Consider the following 25,344-nt stretch of genomic DNA (forward strand, 5'->3'; position numbering starts at 1 on the left):
CAACCGTCGAGCCACAACCCGCCACGCACCACGGTCGCCCCGCGACCCCGGATCGGAGCCGATGCCGTGAACCCCATCACCACCAGCGCGTTCGACCTCCCCGACCGCCTCGCCGCCAAGGCCGACCCGGCGCTGATCGCCGACGACGAGCGGCACTTCGCGGCCATCGCGAGCTGCCTGGACGAGCAGATCGCCGAGTTGTCCGACCGCCTGGACACCGAGCGCAGGTCGCCGGGCGGTCAGGGGCGGGCGGCGATGGACCGCGACATCGAGATCCACCGACTGACCACGCGCCTGCGCGCGCTGCGCCGCTTCGGCCTGGACCTGTGCCTGGGACGCATGGTCGACGCGGCCGGCGAGACCGTGTACGTCGGACGGCTGGGCCTGACCGACAGCGCGGGCCGCCGACTGCTGATCGACTGGCGCACCCCCGCCGCCGAACCCTTCTTCGGCGCCACCCACGCCAACCCGATGGGGCTGGCCAGCCGCCGCCGCTACCGCTGGACGCGGGGCCGGATCGGCGACTACTGGGACGAGGTGTTCACCACCGACGGCATCGTCGGCCACGCCGCGCTGGACGACCAGTCCGCCTTCATCGCAAGCCTGGGCGGCAATCGTTCGCCCCGGATGCGCGACGTCCTGGGTACCATCCAGGCCGACCAGGACGCGATCATCCGCGCGGGTTCCGCCGGCGCCCTCGTCGTCGACGGCGGCCCGGGGACCGGCAAGACCGTCGTCGCCCTGCACCGCTCCGCCTACCTGCTCTACGCCGACCCGCGCCTGGGCCACCGCCGGGGCAACGTGCTGTTCGTCGGGCCGCACCAGCCCTACCTGAACTACGTCGCCGACGTCCTGCCCAGTCTCGGCGAGGAGGGCGTACAGACCTGCACCCTGCGGGACCTGCTCCCCGAGGGGGCCGGCGCGGCCGTCGAGGCGGATCCCGAGGTGGCCGCGCTCAAGGCGTCGGCGCGGCTCGTGCAGGCGATCGAGAAGGCCGTGGCGTTCTACGAGGAGCCGCCCACCAAGGGCATGACGGTCACTACGCACTGGTCCGACATCCGGCTGACCGTCGCCGACTGGGCCGAGGCGTTCGAGGCCGCCGAACCCGGGATCTCGCACAACGACGCCCGGGACCGGATCTGGGAGGAACTGCTCACGATCCTGGTCGACAAGCACGACGACGACGAGGCCTCGCCGGAGTTGCTGCGCCGGTCCCTGCAACGGAACCGGGAACTGCTCGCCGCCTTCAACCGCGCCTGGCCGCTGCTCGAGGCGACCGACGTGGTCGGCGACCTGTGGACGGTACCGGCGTATCTGCGCATGTGCGCCCCGTGGCTCGACGCGGACGAGGTACGGAGGTTGCAGCGCAAGGAGGCCGATGCCTGGACGGTGTCGGACCTGCCGCTCCTGGACGCGGCGCGGCTGCGGCTCGGCGACCCCGAGGCGTCCCGGCGCATGCGTCGGCAGCGGGCCGCCCTCGCGGCCCAACGCGAGAACATGTCCCAGGTCGTCGACGCCCTGGTGGCGGCCGACGACGACGGCGAGGGGGTGGTGACGATGTTGCGCGGCGAGGACCTGCGCACCTCCCTGGTCGACGAGTCCGGCGGGCCCCGCTTCGAACCCGACCTGCTCGCCGGTCCGTTCGCGCACATCGTCGTGGACGAGGCGCAGGAGTTGACCGACGCGGAGTGGCAGATGTTGCTGCTGCGCTGCCCGTCCCGCAGCTTCACCATCGTCGGCGACCGTGCCCAGGCCAGGCACGGCTTCACCGAGTCGTGGCGGGAGCGGCTGGAGCGGGTCGGTCTGGACCGGATCACCATGGCGTCGCTGAGCATCAACTACCGCACGCCACAGGAGATCATGACGGAGGCCGAGCCGGTCATCCGGACCGTGCTCCCCGACGCCAACGTGCCCACATCCATCCGTGGCAGCGGGATCCCGGTCGGGTACGGCTCCACGTCGGAGTTGACCACGATCCTCGACGACTGGCTCGCCGCGCACGACGAGGGAATCGCCTGCGTGATCGGCGATCCCACGTTCCGCTCGACGCCCCGCGTGCACTCGCTGACCCCGGAGTTGTCGAAGGGCCTCGAATTCGACCTGGTCGTCCTGATCGACCCGGAAACCTTCGGCAGCGGCATCGAGGGCGCGGTCGACCGCTACGTCGCCATGACGAGGGCGACCCGCCGCCTCGTCATCCTCACCGGCGACTGAGACCCATCGTGGGCGGGCCCGGCCGGGTCCGCCCACGCCCGCCCGGGCGCCGAACTACAGCCGCCACCACCAGGCTTCGAGATCCTCGTCGTCGGCGTATTCGACGGGCGCCGCGTACGGGGATCGTCGGGCGATCGGCAGAGCGCCGGTGTGGCGGACCACGGCGCGCAGGTCTTGGACGGCGGGCATCTCGGCGAGTTCGTCGACGTCGAACGGGCAACCCGCGGGACCGCCGACGAGGGTGGCGCAGCCGAACGCGTACCACATACCGACGAGTTCGGCATCCTGCTCCCGCTCGGCGGCGACGGCGACCTCGCGGACCACGTCGATCAATCGAACGCGGCGCGGCGGCACGGCGTCGGGGCCGCGCAGCTCGCCGGCGTCGACCATGCGCCGCCACAGCGTGGTGCCGATGTCGCAGTAGAGGAACGGCGGTTCGACGTAGCCGTCTTCGAGCCACGACTCGTAGCCGTCGAAGTCGGGGGCGTCCTCGTCGAAGGTACGCAGTGCGGTGAACTCGGTGAACTCGGTGAGCGCGTCGAGGCGTTCCGGTCGCTCGGCGTGATCCGGATGCCGGTCGAGCGGGAATCGGTACGTGTATCCGCGTCGCAGCAGGGTGTCCAGCACGCGGAAGTGCGTGAACGAGCAGTCGTATCCGTTCTGGAATTCGTACAGCGCCGCGAACCAGTCCCGAACGCGCGGGTCGTCGGGCGCGGTGTGCGTGTCGAGGACCCGAATCGAGTCCGCGACCAGGTCCTCGATCTCGTGCTCGGACACCCGCGTCTCCGTCCCAAGTCGTCTCGTGTCGATCGCGACGCCCGACTGTACCGACCCGGGGTGTCACTCAGGGTTGTGGGATGGCGCGCATGACGGCGTGCCAGGGGCCGGCGTCGAAGATGAGGTGGATGTCGGTGATGCGGCCGTCGGACAGGCGGAAGTGTTCGGCGGTGTGTTGGACGCCGACCGTCGGGATGGTGGTGTGCACGTCGTAGACCAGGGTGGCCCGGTCCTCCGCGTACAACTCGCTGATCAGGTCCACCCGTTCGACGATGGACACGAACATGTCCAGTCCCGCGAGGTGTCCGTCGGCGTCGTCGGAGGTCGTCAGCGGGCTGCGGAATCGGAAGGTTTCCGCGAGGGTGCGGGCGGCGGCGGGCGCGTCGCCTCGGAAGCGGGCGTGGTGGTAGGCGCGCACGGTGTCGCGGGTCGCGTCGGTGGGCGTGGTCATCCTGAGGTTTCCTTCCCGGCGCCGGCCTCGAGGTGGGCGGCGATGCGTTGTTGGTTTTCCACGACGCGAAGGCACAGGTGGCGCAGTTGGCTCAGTTCGGTGTCGGTGAAGCCGTGGAACACGGCGGACATGGCGCGTTGGGTCGGCACGCGGAAGTCGTCCAGCCAGGCGCGGCCGGCCGGGGTGATGCGGCCCACCACCGCGCGTCGATCGTGCGGGTCCGGTACCCGTTCGGCGAGCCCGTCGTGTTCGAGCGTGTCGAGCAGACCGGTGACGTTGCGCGGGCTGACCCCGGCGGCGCGCGCGAGTTCGCCGGGCTTGACGCCGGCCTCTCCCGCGCCGCCCAACCTCGCGAGCACGTCCAGCGCTCCCGCACTGAGCCCGCGCCCTTCCGAGCCGTGCGCCCGCAACCGCTCGACCGCGTTGTGCGCGGACCGCGCGGCGGCCGCCGCCTCCAACCGCAGGGTGTCCCCGTCCACGGCGAACTCCGCCATCGCGGACCGTACTTGCGGATCGAAGAGCAGCCCGTCGACGTCCGTCGACAACCGCCCGATTTTATTTACGTCCTTCATAATGAAGTTCTATTCCATCCGCCCGACCCGCGTCAACGACGCCCGGCGCCCGCGTGGTCGACGGCCGACTGATCGACGAGGTGGAACACGCCGCGTCCACCACACCCCACCCGCCCCGGAGGCGGTCCCGCCCGCGGGTTGCGCCTGCGGCGCACACTGATCAGCGCGCGCCGGACTACATCAGGTGCGCCCGGCAGGCCAGTTGCACCGCCAGGCGCTGTTGTGGGTCCTCCAGGTCCGCGCCGATCAGTTCGCTCACCTTGCGGACCCGGTTGGTGACCGCGTTGCGGTGCAGGTGCAGTTCGTCGGCGGCGCGGGCCGGGGAGCCCTGGTGGTCGAGGTATGCCTGGAGGGTGCGCAGCAGCGGGACCGCGCGTTGCGGGCCCAACGCCAGAACCGGGGCCGCGGGGACCAACTCCGCGACGGTCTGGTCCCGGCCACGCTGACCCTGGCCGAGGACTTGGGCCGCGCGGTTCGCGAGGCCCGCGCCGAACACCGTGACCCGGTCGCCGCCGCCCTGGAACTCCTGGGCGGGGTACGCCTGTCGACCGGGAAGGTGGTCGACGTCGAACGCCGCACCGAGGGCGGGTTCGCCCGCGGCCGGGCCCGTCTGGAGGGCGAGGGCACGGTGCTCGAACTGGACTTCCGGAACGAGCACCTGCTCACCCGCAGGGACGGCCGGGTGGTCGCCACCACCCCCGACCTGATCTGCGTCCTGGACACCGAGACGGGCGAGCCGGTCACCACCGAGGCGTTGCGCTATGGCCTGCGCGTCACCGTCCTGGCCGCCCCGTGCGACCCCCGCTGGCTGAGCCCGGCCGGTCTGGCGCTTACCGGGCCGCGCTACTTCGGGTACGACCTGGAGCATCACCCCCTGACCGGCTGACGGTCGCGGTATCCCGGGCGTCTCGGGCGCCTCGCCGGCGAAGAACCGGCGAGGCGCCCGCAGTCGTATCCGGCATGCGACCGTGCTCGGCTCCCGTGCCGAAACTTTGGGTCCCGGCCGGGCCTTCACCCCAAAGAGGGGGATTCGGTCGAAGTGTTGTGGAGGGCAGGCTGACGATGCGTGAACATCCTCACAACAGATTGTCGGCCTCGGTTCGGGGATGGCCCTCCGTGTGCGTCGCGCGAGCGGATCGTGACGGATCGCCGGCGGCGGCGCGTCCGGGATTCGAGGGGCGCAATGGCCGGCATGCCCCGAATGACCCATGCATTCCGGCCAATTTCTGCGCCCCTCCGGCCCGATCCGGGAATTCGTGTCCCGAACCTTCGGCGCGTCGTATTCGGCTGCCATTCATCGACATGACGGACATATGGCTCCATCCCGGGAATGGTCGCCCGCATGCAGTCGCGGTGAAAGAAGAAGTGTCGTCGGCGCCCGGAACGGGGAAGTCTGCGCCACTACACTCGCTACGCCCCATCGACGAGAGAGCAACGGCGACAGTGAAATGTGCAGCGGGCGGGTCGCACTTATCGCGATGCGCGGGACGCAGACCCGGTGACGTGCCTCGGGCACCCGGTCGACCCCGGATTCCACTCGCTGCGTGCGCCGTTGCCCGCCTGATAGCGCGACGAGGACCGTGGGAATGAATTTTGTACAGGACCCCGCACTCTGGTACGGGGTGGCCGGCACCTGTGCCGCGGCCGTTTACGTGGCCCGCAGCCGAATAACCGTCAGGGACCTGAGGGAGAGGAATCGCCTGCTGGCCGAGGACGTGCGCATGCGTGACGAGGAGATCGACAACGTCGTCCGCGTGCTGCTGCCGGCCCTGGTCGAGACCGGGGACCGGATCCAAGGATCGCTCCTGCGCCACGAGCAGTTGCGCGGAACCCCTTACGCGCAGGGGATCGAGACGGTCGTGGGGATGTTCACCACCGCCGTCGAGGACGCCCGCGACCGCGCCGACCACTCGGCCAAGAACGCGCTCAAGGCCGCCATGCGCACGCTCCAGGCGCTGGCCGGCGAGCAGCAGGTCGCGATCTCCGACATGCAGAACAACTACGTCGACGCGCAACTGCTCCAGGATCTCCTGGCGATCGACCACATGAACTCGCAATTCGGCCGCCGCGCCCAGGTCATCGCCGCGCTCTGTGGCGGCTGGACCGGACGCCAGCGCGCCGCCGCCCCGCTGTACGACGTCATGCGCGGCGCCAAGGGCCGCATCCGCGACTACCTGCGGGTGGAGATCCGGATGCAGTCCAACGTCGCGGTGATCGGCCGCGCGGTCGAGCCGGTCGCCCTCGCGGTGGCCGAACTCCTGGACAACGCCGCCAGTTACTCCCCGCCGCACACCACCGTCGAGATCAACTTCCAGACCGTGCCCAACGGGGTCTGTGTCATGGTCGACGACGCGGGTGTGGGTATGCACGAGGAGGCCCGGCAGAGCGCCGCGCGCTTCCTCGGCGCGACCGAACCCGTCGGCATCACGCGGCTGGGACACCCGCCGCAGTTCGGCTTCCCCGTCATCGGCATGCTCGCCGCCCAGTACGGCTTCACCGTCTCGGTGGACACCCGATCGCCCTACGGCGGCATGCGCGCGGTGGTGATGTTGCCCTCCGAGCTGCTCACCACCGCCGTCGACGCCGACCCCTCCCCGGCCGCCGCGCCCCGGCGCGTGGCCCGTGGGTCACGTGCCGAGGTCGCCGCGGCCGAGCCGGCCGCGGCCCTGCCCGCCCCCGCGTCCGCCCCCACCGCAGGAGCCGCCGCCTTGGACGGGGAACTGCCCCAGCGCCGCCGCCGCGCCCCACGACCGGTCGAGCACACCCAGGCGGTGGCGCCGACCGAGACCCCCGACCGTTCGGACGCGGAGACCGCGGGGCTGATGGGCGCGTTCCTGCGCGGAACCCGCTCCGGCCGCGTCCCCGAGACAGACGACAAAGGGCAAGAAAGCCGATGACCAACGACCTGGCCTGGATTCTCAACGACGCCCTCAAGGTCCCGGAGGCCCGGCACGCCATCCTGTTGTCCGCGGACGGAATATTGCGCGCACATTCCGACGGGATTTCCCGGGACGAGGCGGACCGCCAGGCCGCGGCGCTGTCCGGGCTGCAATCGATCAGCCGGAGCACGGCGGAGTTCATCGGCGATTCCGAGTCGCCCTGGCGGCAGACGCTCGTGGAGTTCGGCAACGGATTCATTTTCCTGGTGGCGGCGGGTCCCGGCGCCTATCTGGCCGTATCTGCCACGCAGAACGTGGACATGGAGATCATCACGTTCCGCATGCAGCAGCTCGTGCGCCAACTAGGAAAGGAAATGACCAGCCCGCCCCGACGGAATGCGGACCATTCGGTATGACCAACGACCCCGCGGCGAAATCCGACGCCGCCGACTTAGTACGCCCCTACGTCATCACCCGCGGCCGCGGCCACCCGACCCGCGAGGGTCTGGACCTGGTCAGCCTGGTGATCGCGCTGCCCGGCGACGAGTCGCCGCACATCCTCGACCCCGAGAGCACCCGCCTGCTCGCCCTGTGCCGCGGCGGGATCCTGTCGGTCGCCGAGGTCGCCGGACACCTGGCCCTGCCCATCGGCGTGGTCAAGGTGCTGCTGTCCGACCTCATGGACACCGGCCTGGTCGCCACCCGTCGGCCCATCCCCACCGCCGAACTCCCCAAGACCCAACTCCTGCAGGAGGTGCTGGATGGCCTTGCCCGTCTCTGACGGCGCCGCCGCGGACGTGTACCTCGCCGACTCCGTCAAGATCGCGGCGAAGATCCTGATCGTGGGGCACTTCGCCGTCGGCAAGACCACCTTCGTCGGCACCATGTCCGAGATCCGTCCCCTCAGCACCGAGGAGACCATGACGCAGGCCGGCGCGCACGTCGACGATCTGACGGGCGCGGGACGCAAGACCACCACCACGGTCGCCCTCGACTTCGGCCGCCTCACCCTCAGCGACCGACTCGTGCTCTACCTGTTCGGCACCCCCGGGCAACAGCGCTTCGCCCAGGTGTGGAAGGACATGACCGTCGGCGCACTGGGCGCGCTCGTCCTGATCGACCCTCAGCGCTTCGACCAATCCTTCGACGTCATCGGCCTGTTGGAGGAGTACGACGTGCCCTACGCCGTCGCCGTCAACCGGTTCGACGGCTCCGTCGAACATCCCCTGGAGAAGCTGCGCGCGGCGCTCGACCTGCTGCCGGACACGCCGCTGGTCACCTGCGACGCCCGCGACCGCGCCTCCTCGACCGAGGCCCTGATGGCCCTCGTCCGCTACCTCCAGCTTCGGGCATCCAAGGAACTCGCGTGAACACTGGGAACACCGGCCCCTTCGATCGATCGGCCCCCTCCCCCGGCGACCACGCCGGCCCGCCCCCCGGCTGCCCCGCACACGCCGGCGGGGCCCTTCCCCTGTACGACAAGACGTTCTCCGCCGACCCGCGCGCCGCGTACGAACACCTGCGCCGCCAGGGCGTGGCCGCGCCGGTGGAACTGGCGCCCGGGGTGGACGCGATGCTGGTCACCGACCACGCCGCCGCGCTGCGCGTACTGCACTCCCCCGAACTGTTCGCCAAGGACCCCCGCCGCTGGCTCGCGCTGGCCGACGGCACCGTCCCCGCCGACAGTCCGGTCGTGCCGATGATGATGTACCGGCCCAACGCCCTGTTCTCCGACGGCGCCGAACACCTGCGGCTGCGCCAGGCGGTCACCGACAGCCTGGACCGGATCGACCCGTACCAGCTGCGCCGCTTCGTCGAACGCAGCTCCGACTACCTCGTCGACCAGTGGGCGGGCATCGGCCGCGTCGATCTGCTGAACCAGTACGCCAAAACGCTGCCACTGCTGGTGTTCAGCGAACTCTTCGGCAGCCCGCCCGAGTTGGGCGACCGCCTGGTCGCGGGCATCGCCGGCATCTTCGACGCCGTGGGCGACGCGGAGGCGGCCAACACGATGTTGACCGGCGCCCTCGTCGAACTGGTCGCGCTCAAGCGCGAACAGCCCGGCTCCGATGTCACCTCGTGGCTGATGGCCCACCCGAGCCGGCTCACCGACGAGGAGATGATCCATCAACTCGTCATGCTGATGAGCGCGGGCACCGAACCGCAACGCAACCTCATCGCCAACGGGTTGCGGCTGATCCTGTCCGACGAGCGGTTCTCGGCGAGCCTGTTCGGCGGCGGCGCCTCCGTCGAGGACGCGCTCGACGAGGTGTTGTGGACCGACCCTCCGATGGCGAACTACGCCGTGCACTATCCGGTGCGGGACGTGGACCTGTCGGGCGTGATCCTGCCGCGCGGCACCCCGGTGGTGATCAGCTTCGCCGCCACCAACAGCGACCCCGCGCTGATCGCGAACGGCCGCCGGCCGAGCAACCGCTCGCACCTGGCCTGGAGCGCGGGACCGCATGCCTGCCCGGCCAAGGACTCCGCCTGGCTGATCGCCATCGCCGCGATCGAAAAGCTGCTCAACCGCCTTCCGGACCTGGAACTCGCGGTTCCGGTGGATGAGTTGGACTGGCGACCCGGGCCGTTCAACCGGGCGCTGACCGCACTGCCCGCCCGCTTCACCCCGATCGCGCCGCGCCCGACACCCCCCGCCGATCCGGCGCCCACCCGCGCCGCCACCGCGCCCGAACGCCCGGAATCCGGGGCGCGCAAGGGCGGCGTGTGGAGCTCGTTCCTGAACTGGTGGCGAGGCCAGTAGCCCCGCTCCTGCCGCACCGGGCGGGCGGCACCACCCACCGCCGGTGCCGACGTCGCGGCCCGGGACGCGTTGACCCGCTCCCGGGCCCGACCTCGGCGCGCCACGAACGAGGCAGCGGCACACATCCGTGCCGAACGCCCCAACCGACAACCGCAGACACCCTTCATCGTCGGCCGCCCCTCTTCCGGGCGCCCGATCGATCAACGCTGTACCGAGTCGCCCGTTGACATCGTGTCGAGTTCGAAGGAGCCGTCGTGCAGCCCTCCGCGTCACCCACCGTCATCGACAGCAGAAGTGTCGTCGCCCTGTTGTCCCGCCTGCGCTCGGTGGCCGGGCAGGCGGACCCCCTGCCGCTCTACGCCGGTCTACGGGAGATGGGTGACGTCGTGCCCGCGCCCTGGGGCGGGTACCTCGTGACCGGCCACCGCGCCTGCGACGAGGTGTTGCGCAGCCCCGACTGGCTCGCCCTGGATCACGCGTGGCGCGCCCGTCAGCCCGACGACTCCCGCTGGTCGACCCCGTCCTCGCGCGAACTCGAACAGACGCTGGTGGCGCTGAATCCGCCCGAGCACACCCGGGTTCGCAGATCGGTCAACACCATCTTCGACCGAGGCACCCTGGAGGCGCTGCGTCCGAAGGTGCGCCGGGTGGCGAACACGCTGCTCGACACCCTGATCGAGCAGGCCGGGGACGGGGACGCGGACTTCGCCGAACTCGTCGGCGAACAAATGCCGGTGGCCACCGTCGGACACTGGCTCGGCGTACCTCCCGAGGACTTCGACCTGCTCCGCTCCCTCACCCACGCACAGGCGTACGCCCAGGAGTTGCTGCCCGTCAAACGCCAACTCCGGGCCGCCGACGAGGCCATCCGCGGCCTGCGCGCATACTTCACCGCCCTGGTCGCACGCCGCCGTGCCGAGCCCGGCGACGACGTCATCTCGGGCTGGCTGCGCGCCTGGGACGCGCTGGAGCCGGATCGCGACCTCGCCGACGAACAGGTCTACGCGCTGGCCATGTTCACCGTCATCGCATCTCTGGAGACCACGTCCACACTGCTGTCCACGATGGTCTGGACCCTGGACCGGCATCCGCGACAGCGGGCCTGGCTGCGCGCCCACCCGACGGCCCTCGCCGACGCCGTGGAGGAGGTGTTCCGCTACGACCCGCCGATCGCCGTGACCACGCGCTACGCGAGTAGGGACCTGATGCTGGCCGGGACTCCGATCGCGCGGGGCGAGGTGGTGCACACGATGCTGGCCTCGGCGAACCACGACCCGTCCCTGACCCCGGACGCACACGCCTTCGACGTCACCCGCCGAGCCCGGCACATCTCCTTCGGCGGCGGCATCCACTACTGCATCGGCGCCGGCCTGGCCCGCCTGGAGGCCAGTCTGCTGCTGGAGGCGATACTGCGCCGGTTGCCCGCACTTCGAGTCACCGAGCCGCCGACGTGGGAGCCCCGCCTGGCGTTTCGCCGGATCACCACGATGCGGGTGAGCGTGCGCTGACCCGCCCCGACGGAGGCCGGTCGTGCCGCGCCGATGCGACCGGCCTCCGGGCGGAGGGGATCAGCGGGCCGCCCCGGCACCCAGGAACGCGGACAGGAAGTGCCCGTCCAGCAAGGACAGATCCCCGTACCGGTCGCTTCGGCTGTATGCGTTCATCAGCGTCTTCGTCGCGTGCAGCGCCGCGACCGGGCGGCGCACCACGGGCTTGACCCAGCGGCTCACCGCGTCGTCGAGATCGACGGCCGGCACCACCCGATGCAGGATCGACAACCGATGCGCGGTGGGGGCGTCGAACATATCCGCGGTCAAGACGAGTTCGCGGATCCGGGCGGCGCCGACCTCACCGATCAACCGGGCCATCGCACCGCCCCACGCGGTCGGCATCCCGAGGGCCAGCTCCGGCATGCGGAAGCGGGTCTCGATGTCGCCCACCCGCAGGTCGCAGAAGACCGCCAGGGCCAATCCGGCCCCGACAACCCGACCGTGCACGCGGGCGATGGTGACCGGATCGGCGGCGGCCAACCCTTCGCACACCGCCCGCGCCTTCTCGCCGAGCCGACGCAGCGCCGGCCCCCCGGGATCGTCGGCCGCCAGCCGCAGCATCTCGCCGCGATCACCACCCGCGCAGAACGAATCGCCCTCGCCCGACAACACCACGACCCGCACGTCGGAACGCGAGCGCAACTCGGCCAGCACCGCGAGGAGATCATCCAGCATCTGCTCGTCCAGCGCGTTTCCCGCCTCCGGCCGGGCCAACCGCACCCGCAACACCGCCCCGTCGAGGCTGGTGCGCACCGTCTTCAGATCCAGCGAGTCCACGAACGTGACCCCTTCCGGTGGTGGGAAAAACGCCGCCGCGCCGGCGGAAGCCCCGTCGATCACCAGATCGTCGCATTGATGATCACGACTTGAGGAGCCCAATCCACGCCATTCGAACACCCCTCCGAGGTACCCGCGCCACACCCCGCCGGCGCCGACGCCACACACCGGCGCGACATCCTCCGTGAGCGGCCGTATACGTTGCGTGGCCTACCACATCGCCCTTCCACACCGTCCCGGGCGGTCGTGCCGAGACGCCGGCGCACCCCCGCCGCGGCGATCCCCACGACCTCGGAAACCAGCGAATCCGCGCCCGCGTGCCGGCCGAAACCATCCGGTACCCGGCCCGAACACGACCGGGCCGATCCGAGCCGGTGCGGGGCGCGTCGCGGGCGGCCCCGGGTGTACGCGATGACGGCGGGGCGGGTTGTGGCATTGTGGCGGGTTGTGTGGGCGACGGCCGTCCGCCGAGTGTGAGGGGTCCCGACGTGCCCGAAGACGTATTCGTCCTTCCCGTCGAGCGGCGACTGGGTGCGCACACCACGCTGCGTCGGGTCGGTGCGCTGCCGGTGGTCGTGGTGACCCATCCGCGCGTGCGTGCCGCGATCACCCTCCAGGGCGCGCAGTTGGTGCACTGGCAACCGGCGGGCGAGGAGCCCGTGTTGTGGCTGAGCGAGACCACGGCGTTCGAGGAGGGGCGGGCGGTTCGCGGCGGAGTGCCGATCTGCTGGCCGTGGTTCGGTGCGGCGGGTCGGCCGAGCCACGGCTTCGCGCGCGTTCTGCCGTGGGAACTGCTCGACATCGACGAGAACGCGGCCGGGGACGAGGCCGCTCCGGGCGACGAGGCGGTGCGCGTGACGCTGGTGTTGCGGACGAGCGAGGAGTCGCGGGCGTACTGGCCACACGAATTCGAGGTGTTCGCCCGGTTCGTACTGGGGCGCGAATGCCGGATCGAACTGGAGGCTCGCGGTGACTTCGAGAGCACCGCGGCGCTGCACACCTATCTGCGGGTCGGTGACCTGGACGAGGTGCGGGTCACCGGTCTGGGCGGGCCGTACGTCGACAAGGTCCTCGACGCGCCCGTGCACGCCGACCCGGCCGCGGCGGGGATCGCCTTCCGGGGGCAGACCGACCGGGTGTACATCCGACCCGGCGACGTGAGCCGGGTGGAGGATCCCGCCGGCAAGCGGGTCGTCGAGGTGCGCCACGAGGGCCACACCGATGTGGTCGTGTGGAACCCGGGCGCCGACCTCGCGCGCACGATGGCGGACGTACCCGACGACGGTTACCGGGAGTTCGTCTGCGTGGAGACCGCCCACGTCTCGCGGCCCCTGGTGAGCACGCCGGGAACACCCGCCCGCCTGGGTACCACGCTCCGGATCGCGCCCGACGCGTAGGCGGGGCTACGGGTAGTACGGCGACGCGGTCAGGTAGGAGAGTCGGAAGCCGTTGTCGGCCGGGGCGCCGGTCGGGGTGTAGCAGGCCAGGTACATCAGGACGTCGTCTTTGGTGCCGTAGTCGTTGCGCAGCACGGTGGTGCAGTAGCCGCCGCCGACGGCCGTCAGGTGGGCGTAGCTGGTCAGGTAACCGACCGTCAGGTGCAGCGTGTAGCGGCCGGTCGCGGTGCGCGTCACGTCGGCCGAACCCGGTCGGGACATCCATGATCCGGTGATCGTCGGCGCGCCGGCGCCGGGTGCGTCGGCGACGGTCAGGTACACCGCGTGCGGGACCCGGGTGTCGTCGAGCGGGCTCTGCCGGCCGGTGTGGCTCAGGGTGAACGCGGTGTCGGCCGGTGCGCCGGTATGCGTGGTGCAGGCCACGGACGCGGTGCCGCCGGAGAGCGCGGTGAGCGCGCAGTGCCGAGGCGTCGTCCCGACCGGTGAGACCTGGACGGATTCGGTGTCCGCCGCGACCGCCACCGCGTAGCGTCCGGTGCCGGTACGGGTGACCGCGCCGGTGCTCTGCCGGGACGCGGCGGCGGGGATTTGGCGGGCGGCGGTCGGCTCGTCGGCGTATACGTACCCGCGTGAACCGGCCTGGCCGTAGGGGCCGTTGCGGTCGCCGGCGAGGAAGAGTCCGGTGAACGGGATGTCGGCGGACGTGCCGGCGCGGTCGAAGCAGGCCACCTCGACGCGCTCGTCGGTGCCCTGCGGCCACCACCGTACGGGCTGGCAGGACACGCCGTTCGCGGCGTAGTCGGAGACCGAGACGTGCGCGATGCCGCCGGGGGCGGCGCTGTCCGGGAGGATCACCACGTGCCGGCCGACGGCGGTGTGGGTGACGCGTACGGTCTTGACGACGGGTGGATTGCCGAGCCGCCAGATGCCGTAGGTCCAGTTCGGTTCGTGACTGTCCGGGCGTTGCGGGGTGGGGGTGAGTTCGCGGGTGGCGCCGATGGGGTCGTCGGCGTAGCGGACCATCCAAAAGCCCCAGACGGCCGGAACGGGGGTGGAGGCGGGGGCGTTGGCTCCGCCGGTGCCGCCGCTGTTGCCACTGCCACCACTGCTGCCGCTGCCGCTTCCGGCTCCGCCGCGGCCGTTCGGTGCGGTGCCGGTGGCGCTTCGGCCGCCGGTGCCGGGTGGGCCGGTCGGGCCGGCCGGATCGGGGTCGGTCCCGCCGGTCGTTGCCGCCGCCCCGCCCGGGGGCGTCGGGCCGCCGGGCGACGGGGCCGACGGGACGTCCGTCGGGGTGGGGCTCGGGGGCGGGGTTTCGTCCACCACCGGCTGCGCCTCCCCGCCCGGACCCGGCGGACCGCCGGGGACCGTCGAGGGGCCGGCGGACGGCCGGGCGGACGGGGTGTGCGCGGCGTCGGGCGCGACGGCCAACAGGGTGAGGGCCGCCGCGGTGGCGAGCGCGACGACCGTGCCGCCCACGCGTACCGCCAACGGATTGTCCGCGGCGATTCGCGTCGCGGTGTTCACCGCCGGCGCGACGCCGGGGACACGGAGCAACCGGTGCAGGACGGCATCACGTGCGGCGCGGGTGGCGCTGAGCGCGGGCCGGACGACGGCGTCGAAGGCGGGGCGTAGGACCCGGACGACACTGCCCAACACGCCCGGGTCGGGGGCCGCGGCAGCGACTTCCGGGGCCGGGACGGGTGACGCCACCGGGGCAACCTCGGCCTCGGCCGTGGCCGCCGGCCGCCCCGTCCACCAGGCCACCGCCGCGCGGCGCCGCTCGTCGTCGTCCTCACCCTGCCGGGCCGCCGCCGCCGCGAGTCCCGGTCCGAGCACCCAGGTGCGCTGCACGATGGCGTCCTTGGCCACGGCGGAGCAGGAGGGACAGCCGGCCGCGTGGGCGCGAAGGACGCGATACTCCGCCCGGGTCGGCACCAGGCCCGACGCCATCTCGTCGGCGGCGAACAGCCGTGCGAGCCCCTTGACTTCGGCCGCCGTCGCGCAGGAGAAGCGCATCGAACGCGCCGCCGCCAGGAGTCCGACCCGTTCACGCACCTTCTTCAGGCCCCGGCTCAGTTCGCGGTCGACGCGAACCCGGGACCAGCCCAGACGGGCGGCGAGTTCGGCCCCCTTCACGGGACGCATTTCGGCGAGCGTGTGGTCCAAGTGTGCGCTCACCACCACGCGTTGGGTCTGCGACAGCGCGTCGGTGGCGGTGTAGAGCGCGGCGAACGCCTGGGTCTTGCCATAGGCGTGGCCGAGGTCGCCGCCGGACGCGGTCATCTGCGAAAGGGTCGTCTTCTTCGCGTCGTCGGGCGAGATGTCCTCGTCGACCGGGCGGCCCGTGGCACGTTCCCGCGCCCTCAGTTCCGCCATCCTGACGTGCTTGGCGATGCCCCACAACCATCGGTCGACACCCCGGTCCGGCTTCAGGTCGCGGGCGATCCCGTCGAGCGCGCGGACGAACACCTCGCTGACACAGTCGTCGGCCTCCGCCGCCGACGGCAACTTCGCCCGGAACCAACGCACCAACGCATCGTGATGCCGCTCGTACAACGCGATCCGGGCGGCCTCGTCGCCGTCGCGCAGCAGCTGCCACGTGTCGTCGGGGTCGGCGTCCGGATCCGCGGCCCACAGGCTCTCCGGCAGCCCCCCATCCGACGGCAAGTCCCCGGACGGGTCCGGTCCGATCCGTGTCATGGCACCCTCCGCAACGGCAATGCGACGTCGTCACCGGGGACGTGTCTCGAGGGATGCGAATCTCTCCACTTTCGCGCGACCGATTATCCGCCGGCGCGCGGCCGTCGGCCCGGCAAAGCGCACATCACGACGAAACCCACACAATCGGCGCCCCCAAAGATTCCCGCCCGAAAAGTGGAGAGATCCCGCCGCGCCCGACCACGTACCGGACAAGTCGACACCGGTACACCCGAAGGGCAGCCATCATGCGCGACCACCCGCATTCCTTCCTCGTGGCACGGCAACTCATCCTGATCCTGGGTCCGTTCGTCATCCTCGTGATCGCCCTGCGGGTCCACTACCTGCGCCGATGGGGCGTGCGCACGACCGGCACCGCCGTATCCACTCTCCGCGAGCGCCGCATCCGGCGCGGCAGCGGCCCCGACCGCATCCGCGACGACGTCTACTTCGTGGACATGACCGTCGTCGAATACACCGCCCACAACGGCATTCCGTACCGCTGCACGGTCGAGGGCCGCCACCGGCCGGGCTCACCGGTCGCCCTGGTCCACCCGCCACGCAGCCCGCACCGCGCCAAGGCCGCGTCCGCGGCCTCCTACGGCCGCGTGGTCGTCGCGATCCTGACGTACACGATCCTGGTGGTCGGCCTCTCCTACATGGCGCACCGGGTCGACAACCAGGTCCACGACTTCTGTGCGCCCCTCACCCCGGAAGACCGCGCCTTCCACGACTGCCCGTAGACCGGCGATCAGGTTCCGGTCGCCGCCGCGGCCGCTCGGGCCGCGGCGGTGATCGTGGCCAGGTCCTGGTCGGTGGTGATGTACGGCGGCATCGTGTAGATCAGGTTGCGGAACGGGCGTAGCCAGACACCGTGTTCCGTGGCCGCCCTGGTGGCCGTCGGCAGGTCGATCTCGTGGTCGAGTTCGACCACGCCGATCGCGCCGAGGACACGAACGTCGCGAACGCCGGGGATGGTTCGGGCCGGGGCCAGGCCGGCGGTGAGGGCGGTCTCGATCCGGGCGATATCGGTACGCAGGTCCTGGTCGAGGATCAGGTCCAGGGACGCGTTCGCGACCGCCGCGGCCAAGGGGTTGGCCATGAAGGTGGGGCCGTGGGCGAGTACGGGCGATTCGCCGGTGCCGATCCCGGCCGCCACCTCCTCCGTGCACAACGTCGCGGCCATGCTCAGGTATCCGCCGGTCAGGGCCTTGCCGAGGCACATGACATCGGGGCCGACGCCCGCGTGGTCGGCGGCGAACAGTTCGCCGGTGCGGCCGAAGCCGGTGGCGATCTCGTCGAACACCAGCAACACGTCGTGAGTAGTACACAGTTCGCGCAGTGCCCGCAGGTAGCGCGGGGAGTGGAAACGCATCCCGCCGGCGTTCTGCACGATCGGCTCGACGATCACAGCCGCCACCTCGTCCCGATGGCGGCTCAGCAGCGCCTCCAGGTGATCCACATATGCCGGGTCGAAGTCGCGCGGCGGGGCGTCGGCGAAGACCTGTTCGGCCAGGGCGCCCTGCCACATGTGGTGCATCCCGCCCTCGGGGTCGCACACCGACATCGGATGCCACGTGTCGCCGTGATAGCCGCCCCGCCAGGTCAGCAGGCGCCGCTTGCCGCCACGACCCCGGGCCCGCCAGTACTGAAGGCACATCTTCATCGCGACCTCGACGGAGATGGAGCCGGAGTCGGCGAGGAAGACGTGCCGCAGCGGTTCCGGGGTGATCTCCACCAGGGTGTGCGCGAGGCGGATCGCCGGTTCGTGGGTGAGGCCCCCGAACATCACGTGGCTCATCCGCCCCACCTGGTCGTGGATCGCCGCGTCGAGCACGGGATGGCGATAGCCGTGCACGGCCGCCCACCACGAGGACATGCCGTCGATCAACTCCTCGACTTCCCCGATCGGTTCGGCCAGGCGCAGCCGTACTCCCTCGGCCGACTCGATCAGGAGCGGCCGCGTCGTGCCGGGCATGGCGGCGTACGGGTGCCACACGTGTTCCCGGTCCAGGTCGAGCAGTTCGCCGGGTGTGCGGTCCCGGCGCCCGGTACGCACTCGGTCCGGCCGGCCGTCGAGCGGCGCCGGGGTGCGCCACCCGGCCCTCACGTGTTGGCCGGCAGGTCGCTGCCCGCGCCGCGTCGCCGGATCGCGACCAGGTCGTGCCGGGCATCGGGCAGGGTCTGCTCGTCGGCGCCCTCGATCACGAAGCCCGCGTCGGCGAGCATCTGCCGGTCGTCCGCGCCCGGTTGACCCTCGCTGGTCAGGTAGTCGCCCAGGAACATCGAGTTGGCCAGGTGCAGCGCGAGCGGCTGGAGGCCGCGCAGGTGGATCTCCCGGCCGCCCGCGAGGCGGACCTCGACGTCGGGGAAGAAGAACCGGAACAGCGCCAGGATGCGCAGGCAACGCTCCGGCGTCAGCTCCCAGTTGTCCGCGAGCGGGGTGCCCTCGAACGGGATGAGAAAGTTGACCGGCACCGAGTCGGGATCCGACTCCCGCAACGCGAAGGCCAGATCGACGATGTCCTCGTCCGACTCGCCCATCCCGAAGATCGCCCCGGAGCACGGCGACAGGCCCGCGGCGCCGGCGCGACGGAGGGTGTCGGTGCGGTCGGTGAAGGTGTGCGTCGAGCAGATGTCGGCGTAGCGCGCCTCGCTCGTGTTGAGGTTGTGGCTGTACGCGTGCGCCCCGGCGGCGGCCAGTCGTTCGGCCTGACCGTCGGAGAGCAACCCGAGGCAGACACAGATCTCCACCTCGGGGCTGCCCTCCTTGACCGCGGCGATCGTGTCCTCGATCCGGGTGATGTCCCGTGCGCCCGGGCCCCGTCCGCTGGCCACCAGGCAGATCCGCTTGGCGCCGGCCCGCACGGCCCGATCGGCGGTCCGCGCGGCCTCCTCGGGCGAGATCCACGAATACTTCAGGATCTCCGCCGAGGACCCGAGCCGCTGCGAGCAATAGGAGCAATCCTCCGGGCACAGCCCGCTCTTCATATTGATGATCGTATTCAGTTTCACCCGCCGACCGAAGAAGTGCCGCCGCACCCGCCCGGCCGCCGCGACGATGTCCAGCGTCTCCTCCGCCCCCGCCAATACGGCCAACGCCTCGTCACGAGAGGGCGTTTCGCGCCGCAGCGCCTTGCCTACGAGCCCATCGAGCAATGTCGTCATGCCTCGCAGTCTCACCGAGTGTGATCACCCGCAACAATGAAGCGACCCCACAACATCAACCCCCCGAACTCTGTCCCCGTCCACCCCGCCACCTCCCACCCGACCTGGAAACATGAATCGATCGGGCGAGTCATCGAAAGCCGATGACCGGGCCGGGGGTGGCGCGTAACCCACGTGAGAGTGAGGGCGTTAGGGGTGACGGGGCCTTGCGCGCGGGTGCGTGGGGGCGTCCCCGGTCTGTACGCATGTGCACACGCATCGGGAGTCTTCAGTGGTGCTTCGTCGTCTCGTCGTGTCCGCCCTGGTTCTTGTCTCTGCGCCGTACCTGGCTCCCGCCGCCGTGGCCGACTCGGCGCCTGTCCCGACCGGCGCCTCGGGGATGGGGGATCGGTTGACCATCACCGTCACGGACGCCCCCGGCGGGGCGGGGGTGTACACGCTGGAGTGCCACCCCGCCGGGGGCGATCACCCCGCGCCCCGGCAGGCGTGCGAGAGGTTGGACGCCGTGACGATGTGGGGCAGGGACCCGTTCGCGCCCGTGCCGCACGGGGCGATGTGCACGATGATCTACGGCGGACCCGCCGCCGCGCACATCACCGGCGAGTGGGCCGGCCGCCCCGTGGACGCCGCGTTCGACCGGACGGACGGGTGTGAGATCGCCCGCTGGGACGACCTCGTCCCGGTCCTGCCGAGGGTGGGCGACTGAGGCGCACACCGCTTTTTCCCATTACCGGCCCCCGGCGGGGCGCCTCCGCACGGTCGTTACGCTGCGCTCATGTCGCCGGAACGACGCATGCCACCCTCGATCGACGACGAGGTGTGCGGATATTGTCCCTCCCGCCTGTTCGCCCCGGGAGCGTTCGACGTGGCGCCGCGCCCGGACCGGGCCTGGCCGTGGATCCGGGGCGAGGGACGCCGGGTGGACGCGCGCACCGGGGTGGGCGTGTGCGTGCACCCGCACAAGGTCCGCCTGCCCGTGGGCCGTTGGGGCAGCGAGGGGCGTATGCCGGACTTGTCCGCGTGGGACCTGGCGGCGGAGGCGGAGGTGGCCGGGGACCTCGCGGTGGCGGAAGCGGACCCGGCGGCAGGCGCACCCGACGGCCCGGCTCTCGATGTGACGCCGACCCCGCTCCGGGCCGCCCCTCCCGAGTCCGCCCTGCCTGAGCCCGCCACGCCTCGGGAGCGTCGTCGCTGGTGGCAGCGTGCCCTGGGTCGGCCGGTGGGCCGTTTCGGGCGCCGGGCCCCGAGCGGTCCGGGCGCGCCGGCGGCGGCCGGCCCGAGCCCGCCGGACGTACCGGAGGATGCCGGGCGGCTGGCGGAATGGATGTGCGAGGTCGTGTCAGGCGCCACGCCCGACACCCTGGCCGACGTCCTCGACACGGCCGAACGCGCGGCGGCCGCCGTCCACGAGCCGACCGTGGTCGTGGCGGCGCTGCGCCGCGCGATGGGGTCGGCGACGAGCGATTCGCGCGTCACCGTTGACCCGGTATCGGGGCGCCGGGATATGGTCCCGTCCAAGATCACGAAATCATGATCAACACGGGGAGATCCGCCATGGGCAACAGCGAAGACGGCAGGCACGAGGGCTTCTCGGCCGACGAACGCGCCGCGATGAAGGACCACGCCAAGGAGCTGAAGGCGGCGTCGCGGCGTACGTCGAAGGCCGAGAAGGCGGCCGAGGCGGAGCGGGATCTGCTCGCGAAGATCGCCGAGATGCAGGACGCCGACCGGGCCCTGGCCGAGCGTGTGCATGCCATCGTCACCGCCAACGCGCCGACCCTGGAGCCGAAGCTCTGGTACGGCATGCCGTCGTACGCGATCGACGGCAAGGTCGTCTGCTTCTTCCAGAGCGCGGAGAAGTTCAAGGCCCGCTACGCGACGCTCGGGTTCAGCGACCTGGCCAAGCTCGACGACGGCCCGATGTGGGCGGCCGGTTTCGCCCTGACCGAGGTGACCCCCGAGGTCGAGGCACGGATCGCGGAACTCGTCAGGCGGGCGGTGGGCTGAGCCCGGGCCCGGGGGACGCACCGGACCCGACTCACGCACGTACATCGGCGGCCGTCCCGCGCTCGACCGGAGCCACCGGGGCGACCCCCCGACGAACCTCCGGCGAACGCGGCCGACCGGCGCGGTGCCGGGTGGCGCGGACCCGCCAGGATCCGCCGGACAGGGCCTGGCTCAGCCCCCGGTCCCGCGACCGCCCGTGCCCGCGACCGGGATCGGCGTACCCGCCTCCCGGACCAGCGTGACCGTGTCGATCTGCGCGCCCGTCGCACTGAGCGTGCGGATCGTCATCGTGGTCTCCCGTCCGGCGGCGGCCGGCCGCACGTCGACGGCGATGAAGGCATTGCCGCGAAAGCGCACCCGCGACCACTCGACGGTCTCGTCGAGCTTGCCGGCCTTCGTGTAGTAGCCGCCCTTGACCGCGTCGGTGACATCGGCCGGGCCGCCCGCGTACGTCTCCGGCGCGGAGAACGCGTAGCCGCTCTTCCCGCCGCTGCCCACGGTCAGGTAGGTGGTGCCGTCGGTGGCCGGCCGGATCCGGTCGCCGATGTCGGCCCGCCGGGTGCGTACGCCGCCGCGCATCGGATCGGCCCGCTCGTAGACGTGGTTGTGCCCGTTGATCACGAGGTCGACCTGGTAGCGGTCGAACAGCGGGATCCACTCCTCCCGGATCGCGCCGTCCGAGACGTGGTCGGCCGCCGTGCAGTAGGCGCAGTGGTGGAAGAAGGCCACCACGAAGTCGATCCCGGGCGTACGCCGCACCTGGGCCAGATGGCCGGCCAGCCACGCCGTCTGCGCACCGGAGGTGTAGCCCCGGTTGTGCGGGATCTCGTGCGAGACGTCGTTGGCGTCGAGGCTGACCACCGCCACGTTGCCGTAGCGGAAGCCGTACGTGGCATGGGAGTTGCGCGGCCCGTTGCCCGGCAGGTGCCAGCGGGCCAGGTGGCCGCCGTAGCCGTCCGGCGAGTACAGCGCCTCCATGTCGTGGTTCCCCATCGCCACCATCCACGGCACGGACGCGGCGACGGGGTCGATCATCCGCAGGTATTCGTCCCACATCTCGGGTTGGAGCTTGTCCGCGCCGTCGGCGCTGTGGTGACTGGACGGCAGCCCCGCGCCCGAGGCGGCGTAGGCGATGTCGCCCGCGAGCAGGTGGAACGCCGGGTTCTGACGGAGCATCAGGGTCTGGTTGGCGGCGCCGCCGAACTCCACGCCCTCGTCGCCGAACGCGGTGAAGGTGAAGGGTTCCGGTACGCCGTCGACCGCCGGCGCGGTGCGGAACGAGCCGACGGTGGCGGCGACGGACGCGGAGTCCAGCCCTTCGTGGCCGAGCGCGTAGTAGTAGCGCGTGCCCGGGTCGAGGCCGTCCAGGGCCGCGTGCAGGTGGTACTGGTCGTAGTCGAAGTAGGCCGAGGCGGGGTTGTCGGCGTATTCGATCAGGTGCGAGTGCAAGTGCCGGATCTCGGCGGGCACCACCTGGTCCAGGTGCTTCGGGGACGTGCCCAGGCGCAGGTACGGCCGGCGCACCGGTTGCGGCACCTGCCAGCTCATCGCCGCCTGAGCGCGCGGGTCGGCGCCGAACGCGAGGTGTCGCGCGGCGGGCTTGAGCGCGTTCCCGTCGACGTAGTCCGTGCCCGAGAGCAGCGACGGCGCGCGGCGCGGGCCGGCCGACGATGAGGCGCCGAAGAGCGGAACGGCCGCGCCGCCGAGGCCGATCGCGGTGAGGACGCCGCGACGCGAGACGGTGCGGCGGCGCCGGGCGCGCAGGTACTCGTGCTGCTCGGCGATGCTCATCGTCGCGGCGAGCCGGTCGGGCACACCGGAACGGGGCAGGTGGGGGTTGCGGTCGGGGGCGGTGCTCATCGGGCGCTCCTGGAACGTGCGGCGAACAGCAGGACGAGGCCGGCGCCGAGCGCGGCGGTGCCGAGGAGGACGGGGAGGACGATGTCGGCGCCGGTACGGGAGAGGCTGCCGCCGGTGCCGGTCGCGGTCTCGGGGACGGTGTGGGAGCCGCCGGGGCCGCCGCCGTTCGAGCCCGGGGTGGTGCCGCCGGACCCGGCGGGCGTCGAGGCGCCGGTCGGCCCACCAGAGGGCTCACCGGTAGGCGGCGCACTCGTCGGCGGCGCCGTGGTCGGCGGCACGCTCGTAGGCGGCACGCTCGTCGGCGGCACGCTCGTCGGCGGCACGCTCGTCGGCGGCGCACTCGTGGGTGGCGCCGTAGTGGGCGGCACGCTCGTAGGCGGCGTAGTAGGCCGCTCCCGACCCAGCGCCCAGCACCCGCCGACCGGCCTGAGCGCGACCTGACTCGCGCTCTCCCCACCGCGATGGTCGGCGCCCAGCGCCACCAGGCTCCACCCGTTCGGCACGATCGCCGCGACCTGCCCGGGCCGGGTGCCCACCACGTGCGCGGCCGGCCCCTCCGGCCACGGCTGCCCCCAGATCGGCCCGGCGCCGGTGGCCACCTCGTGCCGCACACCGCTCTCGTCGGCGAAGGTGAACACCGCCGAGGCGATCACCGGTGCCCGTACCCCGCCGTCGCCCAGCGCCGCGGTGAACACCGCCCGGTCCGCCGGGACCCGCCACTGCGCCGCCGTCACGCACGACTCGGGCAGGTCGCCCGCCTTGACCGCAGGACCCGCCCACGAGGCGTGCCGGACCGGCCCCTCGTCGGTGGGACTCGGCGGCGCACCCGTCGCGGTCGTGGTGGGACCGGAACTGCCACCGCCCGGACGCGGGAAGCTCCCGGCGCTGCCCTCCCCGTGGTCGCCGACCACGAGCACCCCCTTGACGGGCGTCGCCCCCGCCGGCACGGCGAAGGCGAGCGAGGCACCATCGGCCGCCACCCGCAGCGCGTCGCCGGTGATCCGCTCGGGCGACCCGTCCACGTACACACCGATCCCGCCCGCGTCCAGGCCGCTCCCGGTCACCGTGAGCGTGTCCCCCGGCCCGGCTCCGGGCGGGCCGAACCCGCTCACGGTGGTCGTCGGCACCGCCGGGCGCCGGAACACCGCGGCCGGGTCGCCCGCGGTCACCTCGGCGATCCGGGTGTCCACGTACCGCTCGTTGCCGTCGATGCGCAGTTGCAGCGTGTCCCGCGCATCGATGCCGACCCGCCACCGCATGTCGATGGTGACACCCAGTCCGGCCCGCGCCGAGTCGGCCGTGGTGGAGGCGAGGTCGGCGACCATCACGGTCCAGGTGGCGTCCAGGAAGCCGGTGCCGTCGCCGAGCATGGCCCGGTACATCGCCGGATCGCCCTTGTACAGGCTCTTCATGGCCAGGCCGTCGTCGTCCGTGCGGAAGTGCAGCGTACGGCTGAGCAACCCGCCGGGAATGCGCCCACCGGGCAGGTCCACACGCTCCTCACGCGCCGACCCGGGGAAGAACGTGAGGCCGGTGACCTCGGTCACCGCACGCGGAGCGTCGCCGGGGCCGGCGTCGACCCGGCCGGCGTCGGCCGCGGCGCTCGGCGCACCCGCTTCCGAGTGCACCTTGTCGATGCGCACCAGCGACGTCACGCCGACCACCTGGTCCAGTTCGCGGAACTGGTTGAGCGGGTGGTCGAATCCGGTCACGTCCGACGTGGCCTTCAGGCTCTGCGCGGTACGCGAGACGTTCAGCGCCGCCGACGTGATGGCGGCCGTACGCTTGCCCAACGGCGTACCGGCGGGCACCGATCGATCCGCCGACGCGGTACCGTCCGCGCCGGCCGCGGGCACGGTCAGCCAGTCGGCCGCCCGCGAACGGGTGTCGCCGAAACTCTCGTCGGGCCCGGAGGCCAGTTCGGCGTAACTGCCGGACCGGGTGACCAACCCCGGTGTCATGGCGCGTTGTTCGCCGGTCAGGTAGTCGGCCCGCGCACCGCGCACCGGCGGTGACTCCGCAGCCGAGGACATCATGGGAAAGAGCAGAACCAGCAGACCCAGCACGATCAGACCGGCCGCGACCCGTCGCGGCCGAAAGGCGCCGATCATGAGCGGGGGACGACTACGCGTTGTACCCATGGGGAGGTGATGACCCGTCACTCACCCCGACACCGGCGGCCACCCGCGGTGAAACCATGGGGAGCGTGCATGGGATCGGGAAGCCGAAAG

General features: G+C 71.9%; 23 protein-coding genes. 13 read left to right on the forward strand and 10 right to left on the reverse strand.

The window, feature by feature from the left end; genetic code table 11:
- Positions 1–66: 66 nt before the first annotated feature.
- A complete protein-coding gene (gene helR / locus ACH4XV_RS22095; RefSeq protein WP_395792303.1) occupies positions 67–2,214 on the forward strand; it encodes an RNA polymerase recycling motor ATPase HelR in 2,148 nt (715 codons plus the stop codon).
- Between the two features lie 54 nt (positions 2,215–2,268).
- Here the strand turns inward: helR and ACH4XV_RS22100 are convergent, their stop codons facing one another.
- The 4 genes from ACH4XV_RS22100 to ACH4XV_RS22115 form a co-directional block, all read right to left on the reverse strand.
- On the reverse strand, positions 2,269–2,991 hold the full coding sequence (locus ACH4XV_RS22100) for a hypothetical protein (RefSeq protein ID WP_395792305.1): 723 nt from the start codon (positions 2,989–2,991) through the stop codon (positions 2,269–2,271).
- A gap of 67 nt (positions 2,992–3,058) precedes the next feature.
- On the reverse strand, positions 3,059–3,442 hold the full coding sequence (locus ACH4XV_RS22105) for a nuclear transport factor 2 family protein (protein WP_395792307.1): 384 nt from the start codon (positions 3,440–3,442) through the stop codon (positions 3,059–3,061).
- Entirely contained in the window at positions 3,439–3,987 is a 549-nt protein-coding gene (locus ACH4XV_RS22110; protein WP_395792309.1) for a MarR family winged helix-turn-helix transcriptional regulator, read from the reverse strand. The genes ACH4XV_RS22105 and ACH4XV_RS22110 overlap by 4 nt, the downstream gene beginning before the upstream one ends.
- A gap of 202 nt (positions 3,988–4,189) precedes the next feature.
- A complete protein-coding gene (locus ACH4XV_RS22115; RefSeq protein WP_395792311.1) occupies positions 4,190–4,402 on the reverse strand; it encodes a helix-turn-helix domain-containing protein in 213 nt (70 codons plus the stop codon).
- On the opposite strand from ACH4XV_RS22115, the gene ACH4XV_RS22120 reads away from it, so the two are divergent.
- From ACH4XV_RS22120 to ACH4XV_RS22150, 7 genes are all read left to right on the forward strand, one after another.
- Positions 4,391–4,900 (forward strand): DUF917 domain-containing protein, encoded by a 510-nt coding sequence (locus ACH4XV_RS22120; RefSeq protein WP_395792313.1) that lies wholly within the window; start codon positions 4,391–4,393, stop codon positions 4,898–4,900. The genes ACH4XV_RS22115 and ACH4XV_RS22120 overlap by 12 nt on opposite strands.
- Before the next feature lie 700 nt (positions 4,901–5,600).
- Positions 5,601–6,911 carry an ATP-binding protein gene (locus ACH4XV_RS22125; protein WP_395792315.1) on the forward strand — a complete coding sequence of 437 codons (1,311 nt, stop codon included), beginning with the start codon at positions 5,601–5,603 and terminating at the stop codon, positions 6,909–6,911.
- On the forward strand, positions 6,908–7,309 hold the full coding sequence (locus tag ACH4XV_RS22130; protein WP_380002450.1) for a roadblock/LC7 domain-containing protein: 402 nt from the start codon (positions 6,908–6,910) through the stop codon (positions 7,307–7,309). Before ACH4XV_RS22125 ends, ACH4XV_RS22130 begins: the two co-directional genes overlap by 4 nt.
- The gene (locus tag ACH4XV_RS22135) at positions 7,306–7,674 is read left to right on the forward strand and encodes a DUF742 domain-containing protein (RefSeq protein WP_395792317.1); all 369 of its coding nucleotides are present in this window, start codon (positions 7,306–7,308) and stop codon (positions 7,672–7,674) included. The genes ACH4XV_RS22130 and ACH4XV_RS22135 overlap by 4 nt, the downstream gene beginning before the upstream one ends.
- Positions 7,655–8,263, forward strand: coding sequence for an ATP/GTP-binding protein (locus tag ACH4XV_RS22140; RefSeq protein ID WP_126637668.1), 609 nt, complete (start codon positions 7,655–7,657; stop codon positions 8,261–8,263). The genes ACH4XV_RS22135 and ACH4XV_RS22140 overlap by 20 nt, the downstream gene beginning before the upstream one ends.
- Before the next feature lie 164 nt (positions 8,264–8,427).
- Positions 8,428–9,657: a cytochrome P450 gene (locus ACH4XV_RS22145; protein WP_395792934.1), complete on the forward strand. Its 1,230-nt coding sequence runs from the start codon at positions 8,428–8,430 to the stop codon at positions 9,655–9,657.
- Between the two features lie 254 nt (positions 9,658–9,911).
- Entirely contained in the window at positions 9,912–11,165 is a 1,254-nt protein-coding gene (locus ACH4XV_RS22150) for a cytochrome P450 (protein WP_395792319.1), read from the forward strand.
- A gap of 60 nt (positions 11,166–11,225) precedes the next feature.
- On the opposite strand, the gene ACH4XV_RS22155 is transcribed toward ACH4XV_RS22150, so the two are convergent.
- Positions 11,226–11,984: an enoyl-CoA hydratase/isomerase family protein gene (locus ACH4XV_RS22155; RefSeq protein ID WP_395792321.1), complete on the reverse strand. Its 759-nt coding sequence runs from the start codon at positions 11,982–11,984 to the stop codon at positions 11,226–11,228.
- A gap of 488 nt (positions 11,985–12,472) precedes the next feature.
- Here ACH4XV_RS22155 and ACH4XV_RS22160 point away from each other — a divergent pair, with 488 nt between their 5' ends.
- Entirely contained in the window at positions 12,473–13,381 is a 909-nt protein-coding gene (locus tag ACH4XV_RS22160) for a D-hexose-6-phosphate mutarotase (protein ID WP_395792323.1), read from the forward strand.
- 6 nt (positions 13,382–13,387) lie between these two features.
- Here the strand turns inward: ACH4XV_RS22160 and ACH4XV_RS22165 are convergent, their stop codons facing one another.
- On the reverse strand, positions 13,388–16,081 hold the full coding sequence (locus ACH4XV_RS22165) for an RNA polymerase sigma factor (protein ID WP_395792325.1): 2,694 nt from the start codon (positions 16,079–16,081) through the stop codon (positions 13,388–13,390).
- Between the two features lie 245 nt (positions 16,082–16,326).
- Here ACH4XV_RS22165 and ACH4XV_RS22170 point away from each other — a divergent pair, with 245 nt between their 5' ends.
- Positions 16,327–16,821 (forward strand): hypothetical protein, encoded by a 495-nt coding sequence (locus tag ACH4XV_RS22170; RefSeq protein WP_395792327.1) that lies wholly within the window; start codon positions 16,327–16,329, stop codon positions 16,819–16,821.
- An 8-nt stretch (positions 16,822–16,829) separates the two neighbouring features.
- On the opposite strand, the gene ACH4XV_RS22175 is transcribed toward ACH4XV_RS22170, so the two are convergent.
- Together ACH4XV_RS22175 and bioB are read right to left on the reverse strand one after the other, a co-directional pair.
- The gene (locus tag ACH4XV_RS22175) at positions 16,830–18,056 is read right to left on the reverse strand and encodes an adenosylmethionine--8-amino-7-oxononanoate transaminase (protein WP_395792936.1); all 1,227 of its coding nucleotides are present in this window, start codon (positions 18,054–18,056) and stop codon (positions 16,830–16,832) included.
- Between the two features lie 128 nt (positions 18,057–18,184).
- Positions 18,185–19,246 (reverse strand): biotin synthase BioB, encoded by a 1,062-nt coding sequence (gene bioB / locus ACH4XV_RS22180; RefSeq protein WP_395792329.1) that lies wholly within the window; start codon positions 19,244–19,246, stop codon positions 18,185–18,187.
- Between the two features lie 391 nt (positions 19,247–19,637).
- Between bioB and ACH4XV_RS22185 the strand changes: the two genes are divergently transcribed.
- From ACH4XV_RS22185 to ACH4XV_RS22195, 3 genes are all read left to right on the forward strand, one after another.
- Positions 19,638–19,952 (forward strand): SSI family serine proteinase inhibitor, encoded by a 315-nt coding sequence (locus tag ACH4XV_RS22185; protein ID WP_395792331.1) that lies wholly within the window; start codon positions 19,638–19,640, stop codon positions 19,950–19,952.
- Positions 19,953–20,021: 69 nt separating this feature from the next.
- Complete coding sequence (locus ACH4XV_RS22190; RefSeq protein ID WP_395792333.1) at positions 20,022–20,780, forward strand: hypothetical protein; 759 nt, start codon at positions 20,022–20,024, stop codon at positions 20,778–20,780.
- Positions 20,781–20,800: 20 nt separating this feature from the next.
- Positions 20,801–21,253, forward strand: coding sequence for an iron chaperone (locus ACH4XV_RS22195; protein ID WP_395792335.1), 453 nt, complete (start codon positions 20,801–20,803; stop codon positions 21,251–21,253).
- A 171-nt stretch (positions 21,254–21,424) separates the two neighbouring features.
- On the opposite strand, the gene ACH4XV_RS22200 is transcribed toward ACH4XV_RS22195, so the two are convergent.
- Together ACH4XV_RS22200 and ACH4XV_RS22205 are read right to left on the reverse strand one after the other, a co-directional pair.
- A complete protein-coding gene (locus ACH4XV_RS22200) occupies positions 21,425–23,113 on the reverse strand; it encodes a purple acid phosphatase family protein (RefSeq protein WP_395792337.1) in 1,689 nt (562 codons plus the stop codon).
- Positions 23,110–25,254, reverse strand: coding sequence for a hypothetical protein (locus ACH4XV_RS22205; RefSeq protein WP_395792339.1), 2,145 nt, complete (start codon positions 25,252–25,254; stop codon positions 23,110–23,112). The genes ACH4XV_RS22200 and ACH4XV_RS22205 overlap by 4 nt, the downstream gene beginning before the upstream one ends.
- Positions 25,255–25,344: the final 90 nt, after the last annotated feature.

Source organism: Embleya sp. NPDC020630 (genome assembly GCF_044334985.1).
In the GTDB taxonomy this organism is placed as follows: Bacteria; Actinomycetota; Actinomycetes; order Streptomycetales; family Streptomycetaceae; genus Embleya.